This is a genomic window from Isoptericola sp. F-RaC21 (assembly GCF_038593535.1).
Lineage (GTDB): Bacteria > Actinomycetota > Actinomycetes > Actinomycetales > Cellulomonadaceae > Isoptericola.
In genome coordinates this window covers 105,970-117,775 of the sequence record NZ_JBCFYX010000004.1, presented here as the reverse complement: position 1 = coordinate 117,775, position 11,806 = coordinate 105,970, and the positions used below count along the sequence as shown (strand labels likewise).

Below are 11,806 nucleotides of genomic sequence, written 5' to 3'. Positions count from 1 at the left end.
GGCTCAACCCGCGGAGGCACGTCGCCCGCGCCACGCGCGCCACCACAGCGACACCGCCCACAGGAAGAACACGCCGGCCACGACGTACACCGCGACGGCGCGGTGCTCCCCGTTGACGGTGGCGTTCACGTACCCCAGCCACGGCACGGCGTACCAGACCCTGCCGCGCACCTGGTACTCCTGCACCGGGTCGTCCGCCGTGGCGTTCGCGTCGCCCTGCACCGTGAATGTGCGCGTGTCGTCCTGGTGGTGGTCGACGGCGATCACGCGGTGCGTGATCGCGGTGGGGTCGTCCGGGTTCGGCAGGTAGGTGAGGATGTCGCCGATGCGGATCTCCGCCGCGTCCACCGGCCGTACGACGGCGAGCGACCCGACCGGCAGGTTCGGCTCCATCGAACCGGACAGGATGGTCAGAGGAATGCCGCCCACCAACTTCGGCACCACGATGACCAGCGCCGCCAGCAGCAGCACCAGGCCCAGCAGGCCGTAGGTGAACCCCGCCCACAGGCCCGACAGCACGGGGCCCTCGGAGCGCGCGGTCCGAGCGTCGGTCGCGTCCTGCGTGTCGATGTCGGCCCCCTTCCCCGGTGCGGCCTCGAGGAGCTCAGTCTGTCCGGGAGCCATCGGTGGCCGCCTCCGGGAGGGTCGAGGTGGAAGGTGACGGGTCGGACAGCGGCGCGTCCGGCGCGGTCTCCGCGTCGGCGTCCGAGGCAGGGCAGCCGGGGGCCTCTTCCTCGTGGTCGCTGTTGCCGTCGGCCGTGCCGGAACCCGTCGTGATGGACCCGTTCGCGCCGGCACCCGTGTCGTCGGAGGGATCGAGGTCGCACGCATCGGCGACCGTGTCGTCCTCGCTGGTGTCCGGCGAGGGGGACGCGACGTCCGGGGTGGCGGCGTCGTCGTCGCGACCAGGGACCTCGGGCTCGGATGCCGCGGCGGCGTCGCCGCCCGCCTCCGTGGCCGGTGTCGGGCCGCCGGCGTCCGTGGCGGTCGTCGCCTGCTTCGCGGGGGCCGCGCCGTCGTCCCAGCGGGGGAGCTGCTCGGGCGTGAGGCCGGAGTCGTCCGCGAAGCCCGCGTGGTCGTCGACGCCGTCGACGTCCCAGCCGCTCAGGTCCTGCGAGAAGGCCTCGGCGCCGTCGAACATGTGCGCCATCGTGGTGACCTGCGAGGTGTCCCACCGCGCGACGTTCCCGTCGAACGTCGTCGCGCCGGCGAACATCGACGTCATGTCGGTCACGCGCGACGTGTCCCAGTCCAGCTGGTACTCGTCGAAGGTGCCTGCGCCCTCGAACATGTGCGCCATGGTCGTGACGTGCGACGAGTCCCACGGCTCGAGGTACAGGCCCGCGGACTCGGTGGTCGCCGCGTTCCGGAACGCGGCGGACGTGTCCGTCAGCGTGGCCGGCAGCGCGGCGACGTGCACCAGGTGGGTGGCGTTCTCGAACGCGTGCGACGCCGAGACCGCGCCGGTGTCGGGGCTCCACCCCTCCACGTGGGTGAGGGAGCCGATCTGGCCGGTCGTCTGGTCGGCCGACCCGAAGCCGTCGAAGGTGCCCTGGATCCGGACCCAGGCGCTCGTCTTGCCGGTGCCGGCATAGTCGTACTCGTTCAGGCCGTCGCGGGCGGCGGTCGTGTGCTCGGTCCCGTCGCTGCCCCAGGTGTCCCAGAAGATGGTCGCGTCCGGGTCGTCGAGGTAGAAGCCGATCCGCCCGTCGTCGTCCAGCGAGAGGTCGAACGAGAGCGTCATCGTCCCGCCCGGGGACGAGGGGTGGGGGCCGCCCGTGGTGAGGGTGCCGGCGTCCAGCGTCGCGGTGTCCGTCCAGGCGTGGCCGTTCGTCAGCGTGACGGCGAGGTGGGTGAGATCGACCTTCTGCACGTCGTCGGACAGGTCCGCGTCGGCGGCGACGGTGAGGACGAGGTCGACGGTCTGGTGGCCGTCCGTGTCGGAGTCGGCGCCCTTGACCGGCGCCGGGGTCGAGGCGACGTCGACGGACACGTGGTCCGCGGCGGGGGCGGGGATCTTCGCGCCGGAGGCCTCGAACGACGCCTCGAGGTTGTCCCCGACCGCCGTCACGGGGACGTCCGCCAGCGTGGACGTGAGCGTCGTGCCGGCCGTGAGCGTGTCGGTCGTCGGGTCGAAGGCGGTGCCGCCCTCGGTCCAGTCGCCGCCGGCCAGCGCGTCCTCGTCGATGCCCAGGCTCCCGGTGGCGACCGTTCCCCCGATCGGCGTGGAGTCGTTCCAGGCTGCGAACGCGCCCGTGCCGGGCAGCGCCAGCAGCACGGCGGCGGACGCCGCCACGGCGAGCAGCGTCACCCGCAGCGGGTTCGTGGACCGGGCCTGACGAGGCATCTCATACCTGTCTTCGGGTAGCAGGGACTCGACGGGGGTCACCGCGGGCGGCAGCGCTCGGGGAGGGGCAAGCCGCCGCCCGCGGCGGATCAGGAGCCGGAAGCGCTCGGTGCGACCTGCTGGAGCGTGATGTTCACCGTCGTCAGGTCGACGGTCTGGTTCATCGTGGTCCGGTCGTTCTTCGTGTCCCCGGCGTCCTCCGCGAAGCGGAAGATCGTGGTGACCGTGACATCGTGCGTGCCGGCGGTGAGCTCGCCGTCCTCGTCGATGCCGTCCCCGCTCAGCGTGATGTCGATCGAGAGGTCGTCCTGCAGCGCCGGGGGGAGCGCCGCGACATAGTCGCCCCCGTCGGGGGCCGTGATGGCGGGCTTGACGACGATGTTCTCGCCCTGCGCGATGACGGTCATCGTCGCGGTGCTCTCGATGACGTCGCCGGGCGCCATCCGGAAGGTGCCGATGTCCTCGATCGTGTTCTCGTGGCCCGGGGTGATGTCGTCCCAGACCATCGGGGTGCCGCCGGTGACGCTGAGCTCGCCCGTGGTGACGGTGGCCCCGGCGAACGGCGTCGACATGTTCCACAGCGCGAACGTCCCGGCCCCGCCCAGCAGGACGGCGATGCCGGCGGCGGCGGCGACGGCGCCCTTGACGGCGCCCTTCTTGGTGGTCGTATTCGTCATCTCTCTGTTCCTCCCCGATGGCCTGTGCTCCGACGCTCTCCTGCGCCTGACACCTCCACGGTGGGGCGCCGCCGTCGCGCGCGGGGAAGGTGCGGCACGGGCCGTAGGTACGGCCGCGCCCACGACCTGCGGCGACGTGCGTCGTCGTCCGCGAGTGCAGTAGCCCGGGGCACTACTGAGCGGCGCGACGGCAGTAGCCTCGGGCGCCGGCCGTCACGGCCGAAAAGGCTGGGCGTCCGGCGTCGGGCCCTGGTAGACGTCGTCCATGACGACCCCGCATGTGTCCTGGCCGCGCGAGGTGGACGACCTCCGCCTGCGCGTCCCGACGAGCCGCGACGTCGACCCGGTGCTAGCGTGGCGCAACGAGCCCGAGGTCACGCGGTGGCTCCTGCGCACCACGCAGGACGCCGACGAGCTGCGGGCCTCGTGGCGCCGCGCGCTGGACGACCCGCACGAGCAGCGGGTGGTGGCCGACCTCGACGGCGTCGTCGTCGCGACGGGCTCGCTGGTGGTGGACGACGGCATGGGCCAGCCGCAGAGCGACGTGTGGCGCCGGGCCGAGGGCTCCCTCGGCTACCTGGTGGACCCGGCGTACGCGGGCCGGGGGATCGCGACGGCCGTGGCCGGCACGCTGCTCGACGTCGCGTTCCGGGACCTGGGGCTGCACCGCGTGACCGCCGGGTGCTTCGCGGCGAACGAGGCGTCGTGGCGGGTCATGGAGAAGCTCGGCATGCGGCGCGAGCAGCACGGCGTCCGCGACTCGTGGCACGCCGAGCTGGGCTGGGTCGACGGCTACACGTACGGCATCCTCGCCGAGGAGTGGCTCGCGGGCTGAGGCTCCGGGCCGAGAGGCGCCGGACACGAGGACGGCGCCCGGGAGACAAGTCGTCCGAGCGCCGTTCTCGCCAGCCCGGACGCGGGTAGCAGGCGCTTGGTCCGATCACTGGGTAGGGTCGTTCCCACCGAGTGGGTCCTCAACCGGGGACTTCCTTAGCGTGGGTCCCGCGTCCGGCTGTCTCCTCCCATGGAACGCCCGCCCGGGCGGACCTGCAAGCGCTCAGGCGTGCCGACGCCGCCACCAGCGGCGGAGCAGCCAGGCGGCCACACCGGCGACGACGACGACGCCCGCGGCGAGGGCCACGGCGGGCGGCCGGATCGCGGAGCGGAGGGCCACGGGGCGGGAGAACGTGAGCACGCCCCAGCCGTTCTCGGCGGCCACGCGGCGCAGCGTCTTGTCCGGGTTGACGGCGAAGCCGTGGCCGACGGCGCCCAGCATCGGGGCGTCGGTGACAGAGTCCGAGTAGGCGTAGCTGCGCTCGAGGTCGTAGCCGCGCTCGGCGGCGAGCTCCCGCACGGCCTCGGCCTTCTGCTCCCCGTACGCGTAGAACTCGATCTCGCCGGTGTAGCGGCCGTCGTCGACCGCCATGCGGGTGGCGACGACGTGGTCGGCGCCCAGCACGGTAGCGATCGGCTCGACGAGCTCGGCGCCGGAGGCGGACACGATGACGACGTCGTGCCCGAGCTCGTGGTGCTCGGCGATGAGCTCCACGGCCTCGGCGTACACGTAGGGGTCGATGAGCTCGTGCACGGTCTCGGCGACGATCTGCTGCACCTTGCTCACCTCCCAGCCGGTGGCGAGCTCGGACAGGTGCTTGCGCATCCGCTCCGTCTGGTCGGCGTCGGCGTTGCCGGCGTAGAAGAGGAGGTGCGCGTACGCGCTGCGGAGCACGTCGCCGCGGGTGATAAGACCCCCGGCGTAGAACGGCTTGGAGAACGCTGCCGACGAGCTCGTCGCGATGATCGTCTTGTCGAGGTCGAAGAACGCGGCCACGCGCGCCCGGGGTGTCGCCGCCGGCGGCGGTGACGTCTCGCGCGGTCCCTGGTCGGTCACGGGCCCGAGCCTAGCCGGGCGGAGCGTCCCGACGTCCGGCATCTCATGCACGGTTCCTGTGCAGAACTCTTGTGCAGAATGACTGTGCATGATTACTGTGCACGCATGGAACCGACGCCGGAGCGCCCGTACACCCACCTCGAGCTGACCGCCGAGGCGGCCAAGGTGCTCGCCCACCCGTTGCGCTCGCGGCTGCTCGGCGCGCTGCGGCGTGGCGGCCCGGCGTCGGCGACGGCGCTCGCGGCCGAGCTGGCCACCAACACCGGCGCCACCAGCTACCACCTCCGCAGGCTGGAGTCCGTCGGCCTCGTGACCGACACGGGGGAGGGCCGCGGCAAGGAGCGCCTCTGGGCGGCGGCCACGCAGAGCCACGGCTGGCGCGACTCCGACTTCGGTGGCGACGAGGACGCGCAGACGGCGCTCGGCTGGCTGGTGCGCGACTACCACCGGCAGTTCGACACCAACTACGCGCACTGGCTCGACGTCGCGGACAGCTGGCCGAAGGAGTGGACCGACGTCTCCGGGATGACCGACACGTGGGTGGAGGTCACGCCGGAGCAGGCGGCCGCGATGGCCGAGGAGCTCGAGGCCGTGGTCACCAAGTACCTGCGCGTCGGCACCGGCGACCCCCGCGCCCGGCGCCTGCACCTGTGGCGGTTCCTCTTCCCGCTCGACGCCGACGACGTGCCCGACGCCGGCGCGGGGACCGTGGAAAAGGACGACGAGTCATGAGCCCGCAGCGGGTCTTTCTCCTCCTGACGGCGACCCGGTGGTTCCCGGTCGGGCTGGTCGTCACGGCCACCACGCTGCTGCCGATCGAGCGCGGGCTCACCGTGGCCCAGACACTCACGCTCGCCTCCGTGACGGGGTTCGTCGTGTTCGCGCTCGAGCTCCCGACCGGCGGCACCGCCGACGCCGTCGGGCGCCGCCCCATGCTGATCGCCTCCGCCGTCGTGCAGGTGCTGGCGGCCACCACGTTCCTGCTGGCGCAGTCGGTCTGGGCGTTCGTCGTGGCGGCCGCGCTCATGGGCATGTTCCGCGCGCTGGACTCGGGGCCGCTCGAGGCGTGGTTCGTCGACGCCGTCCACGCGAAGCACCCCGGGGCGGACGTCGACCGGACGCTCGCGCACCAGGGCACCGTGCTCGGGGTGTCGATCGCGCTGGGCGCGCTCGTGTCCGGCGGCCTCGTCTGGTGGCACCCGTTCGCCGGGTGGTCCGCGCTCGCGCTCCCGTACGCCGCCTACTGCGTGCTCGCCGTCGTGCACCTGGTGATGGTCGTGCTGCTGGTGCGCGAGGTCCGCGCGACGCCGGTCGCGGCGGTCGGGGCGGTTGCGACAGGGGCCCGCCGACGGTGGGGCGCGGCGCTGCGGTCGGTCGTGAGCTCGGCCCGGCAGGCGCCGGCGAGCGTCGCGTCGGGGCTGCGGCTGGCCCGGGACAACCGGGTGCTGCGCGGCCTGCTGCTCGTGGAGCTGTTCGCCGCCGCCGCGATGGTCGTGTTCGAGTCGTTGCAGCCGGTGCGGCTCGCGGAGCTGCTGGGCGGCACCGCCCAGGCGGGCGCCGTCATGGGCCCGGTGGCATCGGTCGGGTGGGGGACCTTCGCCCTCGGTGCGGCGCTGTGCGGCCTGGCGTCGCGGCGGTTCGGGGTGGCCCGCACGGCGATGGCGGCGCGCGTCCTCAACGGCCTGGGCGCCGTGTGGATGGGGCTCGCGGGCGGCCCGGCGATGCTGATCGTGGCCTACCTCGTCACCTACGGGCTGCACGGCAGCTCGGGGCCGAGCTACAACGCGCTGCTGCACCGGGAGGCGCGGCACGACAACCGGGCCACCGTGCTGTCCATGGCGTCGATGGTGGGGTTCGCGTCGTACGCCGTCGCGTCGCCCGCGCTGGGTTGGGTGGCGCAGACCGCGTCGACGCCGCTGGCGATGATGCTCGGCGGCGGGTTCAGCGTGCTCGGCGTGCTGTGCTTCCTGCCGGCGCTGCGTGCGGAGCGCGAGCGGGGCCGGCGGCCCGACGTCGTCGAGGTTGCCGAGGACGCCGCCGCGGCCTGACGCCGCGCGGAGCCCGCCCCCAGGGCACCTCCGTCCACAGACCGTCGCCCGTGGCCCGGGCGGGCTCTCCCGCCGGACCAGCCTGGGGCGCATGGACGACGCACCCACCCGCACGCTGCCCCGGCCGAGCACCGGTTCGACGGACGCCAGGCCGCCGACCCCCTGGCCCCCGCCCGGTCCCGCGCCGTGGGCGTCGGGGCAGGGGCGTCGCACGGTCGCCGTCGTCGGCGCCTGCGGCGGCGCCGGGGTGAGCACCCTGGCGGCCGCCCTGGCCCAGGGGCTGCGGCGGGCGGGCGAGGGGGCGGTCCTCGTCGACCTCGACCTTCCCGGCCCCGGCGTCGACGTGCTGCTCGGCATCGAGGACGAGCCCGGGGCCCGGTGGCCCGAGCTGGCCGCCGCCCGCGGCGACGTGGACGGCGTCAGGCTGGTCGCCGCGCTGCCCCGCTGGCGGTCGGTGCCGGTGCTCTCCGGTGCCCGGCTGAGCCCAGGGCGCCCCGACGACGCCGTGGTCGTGGACGTCTGCACCGGGCTGCTGCGCGGCGGCGAGACCGTGGTGCTCGACCTGCCCCGGCCCGCCGCCTGGAGCGCCGCCGCGCGGATGCTCGTCACCACCGCGGACGTGGTGCTGCTCGTCGCGCCGTGCACGGCGCCCGGCGTGGCCGGCGCGCTCGCGACGTGGGCAGAGCTCGTCGAACTCGGCGTGCGCGACCCGTGGCTCGTCGCACGGCGTCCCGCGCCCGGCCGCGTGGACGCCGCCGCGCTGGGGGACGCCGTCGGCCTCCCGGTGGCCGCGACCGTGCGTGCGGACCCGCGCCTGGCCGCCGCGGTCGACCGCGGCGACGGGCCGCCGGTCGGCCGGCGCACCCCGCTCGGTCGTGCCGCGGCCTCGCTCGTGTCGGTGATGGCGGGTGCGTCGTGACCGGCCGGACACTCGTCGACCGCGACCTGCTCGACGACGTCCGGGCGCGCGTCGGCGCGTCCGGCTCGGCACTCGACGACGCCGCGGTGCGCGACGCGCTGCGGGCCACCGGCCGGGTGTTCGGGTCGGCTGCGCTGACCGACCTCACGCGCGCGGCCCGCGCCGAGCTCACGGGCGCCGGCCCCCTGCAGGAGCTGCTCGACGCTCCCGACGTCACGGACGTGCTCGTCAACGGCCCGCACGACGTGTGGGTCGACCGCGGCGACGGCCTGCGGCGCGTGGACCTCGACCTCGGCACGCCCGCCGCCGTGCGCGCGCTGGCCGTGCGGATGGCCGCCGTCGCCGGACAGCGGCTCGACGACGCCGCCCCGACCGTGGACGCGCGCATGCCCGACGGCACCCGGCTGCACGCCGTCGTGGAACCCGTCGCGCCGGCCGGGGCGGTCATCGCCCTGCGGGTGCTGCGGCAGGCCGCGCACTCCGTGGGCTCGCTCGTCGCCGGCGGCGGGCTGCCGCCGCAGTGGGAGGCCGTGCTGCAGGGCCTCGTCGTCGGCCGGGCCAACCTGCTCGTCACGGGCGGCACCGGCACCGGGAAGACGACCCTGCTCGCGGCGCTGCTGTCCCTGGTGCCGCCCGCCGAGCGCGTGCTCGTCGTCGAGGAGGCCCGCGAGCTCGCGCCCCGGCACCGGCACGTGGTGTCCCTGGCCGCCCGGCGCCCCAACGTCGAGGGCGTGGGCGAGGTGACGCTCACCGAGCTGGTGCGCGGTGCGCTGCGGATGCGGCCGGACCGGATCGTCGTCGGCGAGTGCCGCGGCGCCGAGGTGCGCGAGCTGCTCCTGGCGATGAACACCGGGCACGACGGCGGGATGGCCACGGTGCACGCCAACGCCGTCGAGCACGTGCCCGCGCGGCTCGAGGCGCTCGCGGCGCTCGCCGGGATGCCGCGGGACGCGGTCGCCGCGCAGGCCGCCGCCGCCCTGGACGTGGTGCTGCACCTGCGGCGCCGCGGCGGGCGGCGGCACCTCGCCGAGATCGGCCTGGTCGGGCGGGACGACGACGGGCGGCTGACGGTCCGCCGCGCTGCCGAGTGGTCACCGGGAGCGGAGCCGCGGCGTGACGCCGCCTGGGAGGAGCTCATGGGGCGGTGGGCGTCGTGACAGGGCTCGCGACCGGACTCGTGGCGGGCCCCGGCCCGGCGGTGGTCGGCCTCTGGGTGGCGCTCGCCGCCTGGCTGGCGCTGGCCCCCGGCGGGCGGAGTGCGGACGCTCTCGCGCGCGGCGCCGCCGTGCGTCGGCGCGACCGGGCACGCGCGTGGCTGCACCGCGGGCGGGACGCGTCGACGGGGGCGGACGCGGTGCGCGTCGCCGTCGCCCAGGTCGTCGCGCTGCTGCGGGCCGGCGCTCCGCCGGCCGCGGCGTGGTCCCGGGCGCTCGCGGTGCCTGTCGACGCCACCGGCGTCCCCGACGAGGCGGCACTCGCGCCGGTGGTCGGCGGGGCCGGGCACGCGCGGTCGATCGCGACCGCGGCGGTGCTGGCGCGCGACGTCGGGGCGCCCCTGGCGTCCGTCCTCGACGCCGTGTCCGGGGCACTGGTCGCCGAGGCGGAGGCTCGCGGGGAACGGGAGGCGTCGCTGGCCGGGCCGCGGGCCACCGCGCGCGTGCTCATGTGGCTGCCCCTGCTGGGCGCGCTGCTCGGCTGGGTGCTCGGCGCGGACCCGCTGGCGACGGCGCTCGACGGCGGCGTGGGCTCGATCGCCGTCTGCCTCGGGCTGCTGCTGCTCGCGGCCGGATGGGCGTGGACCGGGCGGCTCGTCGCGGCGGCACGGGCGGCCGGGGAGGAGGCGACGTGAGCCCCTTCCTCGCCGTCGCGGGGACCGCGCTGCTCGCCGTCCTGCCGTGGTGGGTGGCGCGCCGTGCCGCCGACCGCCGGGTGCTCGGGCTGGGTGCGGACGGGCGTGCCGCTGCTCGTGGTGTCGGTGCCCGGCGCGAGCCCGTGGACGTCCCCGTGGTGCTCGAGCTGCTGGCCGCCGCGTTGCGCTCCGGCGCCGGAGTACCCCGCGCGCTCGAGGCCACGGGTGCTGCGCTGGACGTCGACACCACCGGCCGGGCCTCGTCCGACGGCGCCGCGCTGCGCAGGGCGGCGGACGCGCTGCGGCTCGGCGCGGACTGGGACGGCGCGTGGCGCGGCGCGCCGGACCGCCTCGGCCCGGTGCACCGGGCGCTGCGCGGGGCGTGGACCGACGGGGCGTCCCCGTCGGGCGCGCTGCGGGCCGCGGGCGAGGAGCTGCTGCGCGCTCGCCGGGCGGCGGCATCGACGGCGGCGGCCCGCCTGGCGGTGCGGCTGGTGCTGCCGCTCGGGGCGTGCTTCCTGCCCGCGTTCGTGCTGATCGGCCTGGTGCCCGTGCTGCTCGCGCTGGGCGTCGACCTGCTGTCCGGGTGACCGTGCCCGGCCCACGACGACCCGGGCGCCGCCCGGGTCCGCCGCGCCCGCCCGGCCGGGCGGACGCGGCACGACCTGCCCGGAACCGCCGGCGCAGGCCGCGAGAAGGACACCGCAACGAATACCGACGAGGGGAACACGGAGGAGCCATGACGAACGAGGACGAGGGCCGCGCGGCGGCCGACCACGAGCAGGAGCCGGGGGCCGCCGCGACGAGCGGCGCGAACGCCGGACCGGCCAGGGGCGCGGAGGCCGGGCCGGCCCCCGACCCGACGGACCCGGAGGCGGGGCTGGCGACGGCGGAGTACGCGGTCGCCACCGTGGCGGCGGTCGGGTTCGCCGGCCTGCTCATCGCGGTGCTCAAGAGCGACACCGTGCGCGGCCTGCTGGAGGGCATCATCAGCTCGGCGCTGTCGGTCTGATGCGCCCGCACCGCAGCAGAGGAGCCCGCGACCGGCGGGCACGCGACGTGCGGCCCGGTGGAGAGCGGGGCGCCGTGACGGCGGAGCTCGCCGTCGGGCTGCCGGTGGTGGTCCTCCTGCTGGTCGCGGTGCTCAGCCTCGCGGCCGCGTCCACGGCGCAGATGCGCGCTCTGGACGCGGCCCGGGCCGGGGCGCGCGCCTACGCCATCGGGGAGGACGACGCGGCGGCGCGGCAGGCCGTCGCGCAGGTCGGCGGCGACGACGCCGAGGTGAGCGTCTCCCGCGACGGCACGTGGGTGCGCGTCACGGTGACCCGGCCGGTCGTAGGTGGGTGGTTCGCGGGCGCGCCCGTGCGGGCCTCCGGCGACGCGACGGCGTGGGTGGAGCCGTGATGGCCGCGCCTGGGACGCCCGCGGGCAGTGCGCACGCAAGCGGCGCGCCCGCAGGCAGCGCGCCCGGAGGGGCCGCGCCCGGAGGGGCCGCGCCCGGAGGGGCCGCGCACGGAGGGGCCGCGCCCGGAGGGGCCGCGCACGGAGGGGCCGTGCACGGAGGCACCGCGCACGGAGGCACCGCGCACGAGGGCGGGGCGGAGCAGCAACGGACGTCCGCGAGCCGCGAGCGTGGCGCGGGGACGGTCGTCGTGCTGGCGCTGGCGGCGGTGGTCGTGTTGCTCGCGCTGGCCGTCGGCGCGCTGGGTGCCGCACAGCGGGCGCGAGGGGCGGCCCAGGCCGCTGCGGACCTGGGCGCGCTCGCCGCCGCGACGGCCTGGCGGCAGGGGGCCGATCCGTGCGCGACAGCGACCGAGGCCGTGCAGCGCAACGGCGGTCAGGTGGTGGAGTGCGCGCCGGAGGACGGCGGCACCGTCGGGGTCAGGGCGTCACGCGCGGCGCTCGGCCCGGAGGTGGGGCCGTGGGCGGGCGCGCTCGGAGACGCCACCGCGCACGCTCGCGCCGGGCCGAGGCCCGGCGGGTCACCCGAACAGGAGCGGGCGGGCGGGACCGAGCCGCCACCGCGGCCCGAGCGGTCGCCGTGAGGCGCGCCCGGGCCGCGGTGCGGCCGAGGC

The 11,806-nt window shown here is 76.3% G+C and carries 14 protein-coding genes; 10 read left to right on the top strand and 4 right to left on the bottom strand.

The window, feature by feature from the left end; all coding sequences use genetic code 11:
• Positions 1 to 3 precede the first annotated feature (3 nt).
• From AAG589_RS15350 to AAG589_RS15340, 3 genes are all read right to left on the bottom strand, one after another.
• On the bottom strand, positions 4 to 624 hold the full coding sequence (locus tag AAG589_RS15350; RefSeq protein WP_430568147.1) for a signal peptidase I: 621 nt from the start codon (positions 622 to 624) through the stop codon (positions 4 to 6).
• The gene (locus tag AAG589_RS15345; protein WP_430568146.1) at positions 605 to 2,347 is read right to left on the bottom strand and encodes a BspA family leucine-rich repeat surface protein; all 1,743 of its coding nucleotides are present in this window, start codon (positions 2,345 to 2,347) and stop codon (positions 605 to 607) included. The genes AAG589_RS15350 and AAG589_RS15345 overlap by 20 nt, the downstream gene beginning before the upstream one ends.
• Before the next feature lie 89 nt (positions 2,348 to 2,436).
• Positions 2,437 to 3,024, bottom strand: coding sequence for an alternate-type signal peptide domain-containing protein (locus AAG589_RS15340; protein ID WP_430568145.1), 588 nt, complete (start codon positions 3,022 to 3,024; stop codon positions 2,437 to 2,439).
• A 265-nt stretch (positions 3,025 to 3,289) separates the two neighbouring features.
• On the opposite strand from AAG589_RS15340, the gene AAG589_RS15335 reads away from it, so the two are divergent.
• The gene (locus AAG589_RS15335; protein ID WP_430568144.1) at positions 3,290 to 3,859 is read left to right on the top strand and encodes a GNAT family N-acetyltransferase; all 570 of its coding nucleotides are present in this window, start codon (positions 3,290 to 3,292) and stop codon (positions 3,857 to 3,859) included.
• A 222-nt stretch (positions 3,860 to 4,081) separates the two neighbouring features.
• On the opposite strand, the gene AAG589_RS15330 is transcribed toward AAG589_RS15335, so the two are convergent.
• On the bottom strand, positions 4,082 to 4,915 hold the full coding sequence (locus AAG589_RS15330; protein WP_430568143.1) for an HAD family hydrolase: 834 nt from the start codon (positions 4,913 to 4,915) through the stop codon (positions 4,082 to 4,084).
• A 105-nt stretch (positions 4,916 to 5,020) separates the two neighbouring features.
• Here AAG589_RS15330 and AAG589_RS15325 point away from each other — a divergent pair, with 105 nt between their 5' ends.
• The 9 genes from AAG589_RS15325 to AAG589_RS15285 all read left to right on the top strand — a co-directional run bounded on the left by AAG589_RS15325 (position 5,021) and on the right by AAG589_RS15285 (position 11,776).
• Positions 5,021 to 5,647 (top strand): winged helix-turn-helix domain-containing protein, encoded by a 627-nt coding sequence (locus AAG589_RS15325; protein WP_430568142.1) that lies wholly within the window; start codon positions 5,021 to 5,023, stop codon positions 5,645 to 5,647.
• Entirely contained in the window at positions 5,644 to 6,963 is a 1,320-nt protein-coding gene (locus AAG589_RS15320) for an MFS transporter (protein WP_430568141.1), read from the top strand. Before AAG589_RS15325 ends, AAG589_RS15320 begins: the two co-directional genes overlap by 4 nt.
• A gap of 91 nt (positions 6,964 to 7,054) precedes the next feature.
• The gene (gene ssd / locus AAG589_RS15315) at positions 7,055 to 7,882 is read left to right on the top strand and encodes a septum site-determining protein Ssd (protein WP_430568140.1); all 828 of its coding nucleotides are present in this window, start codon (positions 7,055 to 7,057) and stop codon (positions 7,880 to 7,882) included.
• Positions 7,879 to 9,039 (top strand): TadA family conjugal transfer-associated ATPase, encoded by a 1,161-nt coding sequence (locus AAG589_RS15310; protein WP_430568139.1) that lies wholly within the window; start codon positions 7,879 to 7,881, stop codon positions 9,037 to 9,039. Before ssd ends, AAG589_RS15310 begins: the two co-directional genes overlap by 4 nt.
• Positions 9,027 to 9,731, top strand: a complete 705-nt coding sequence (locus AAG589_RS15305; RefSeq protein ID WP_430568138.1) for a type II secretion system F family protein — start codon at positions 9,027 to 9,029, stop codon at positions 9,729 to 9,731. Before AAG589_RS15310 ends, AAG589_RS15305 begins: the two co-directional genes overlap by 13 nt.
• On the top strand, positions 9,728 to 10,321 hold the full coding sequence (locus AAG589_RS15300; protein WP_430568137.1) for a type II secretion system F family protein: 594 nt from the start codon (positions 9,728 to 9,730) through the stop codon (positions 10,319 to 10,321). The genes AAG589_RS15305 and AAG589_RS15300 overlap by 4 nt, the downstream gene beginning before the upstream one ends.
• Before the next feature lie 149 nt (positions 10,322 to 10,470).
• A complete protein-coding gene (locus tag AAG589_RS15295; RefSeq protein WP_430568136.1) occupies positions 10,471 to 10,743 on the top strand; it encodes a DUF4244 domain-containing protein in 273 nt (90 codons plus the stop codon).
• Between the two features lie 74 nt (positions 10,744 to 10,817).
• The gene (locus AAG589_RS15290) at positions 10,818 to 11,135 is read left to right on the top strand and encodes a TadE family type IV pilus minor pilin (protein WP_430568135.1); all 318 of its coding nucleotides are present in this window, start codon (positions 10,818 to 10,820) and stop codon (positions 11,133 to 11,135) included.
• Positions 11,136 to 11,284: 149 nt separating this feature from the next.
• The gene (locus AAG589_RS15285) at positions 11,285 to 11,776 is read left to right on the top strand and encodes an Rv3654c family TadE-like protein (protein WP_430568134.1); all 492 of its coding nucleotides are present in this window, start codon (positions 11,285 to 11,287) and stop codon (positions 11,774 to 11,776) included.
• Positions 11,777 to 11,806 lie beyond the last annotated feature (30 nt).

Excerpts from the sequence above, each read along its gene's own strand:
- AAG589_RS15350 (WP_430568147.1), bottom strand. The coding sequence starts at position 624 with ATGGCTCCCGGACAGACTGAGCTCCTCGAGGCCGCACCGGGGAAGGGG.
- AAG589_RS15345 (WP_430568146.1), bottom strand. The coding sequence starts at position 2,347 with ATGCCTCGTCAGGCCCGGTCCACGAACCCGCTGCGGGTGACGCTGCTC.
- AAG589_RS15340 (WP_430568145.1), bottom strand. The coding sequence starts at position 3,024 with ATGACGAATACGACCACCAAGAAGGGCGCCGTCAAGGGCGCCGTCGCC.
- AAG589_RS15335 (WP_430568144.1), top strand. The coding sequence starts at position 3,290 with ATGACGACCCCGCATGTGTCCTGGCCGCGCGAGGTGGACGACCTCCGC.
- AAG589_RS15325 (WP_430568142.1), top strand. The coding sequence starts at position 5,021 with ATGGAACCGACGCCGGAGCGCCCGTACACCCACCTCGAGCTGACCGCC.
- AAG589_RS15320 (WP_430568141.1), top strand. The coding sequence starts at position 5,644 with ATGAGCCCGCAGCGGGTCTTTCTCCTCCTGACGGCGACCCGGTGGTTC.
- ssd (WP_430568140.1), top strand. The coding sequence starts at position 7,055 with ATGGACGACGCACCCACCCGCACGCTGCCCCGGCCGAGCACCGGTTCG.
- AAG589_RS15295 (WP_430568136.1), top strand. The coding sequence starts at position 10,471 with ATGACGAACGAGGACGAGGGCCGCGCGGCGGCCGACCACGAGCAGGAG.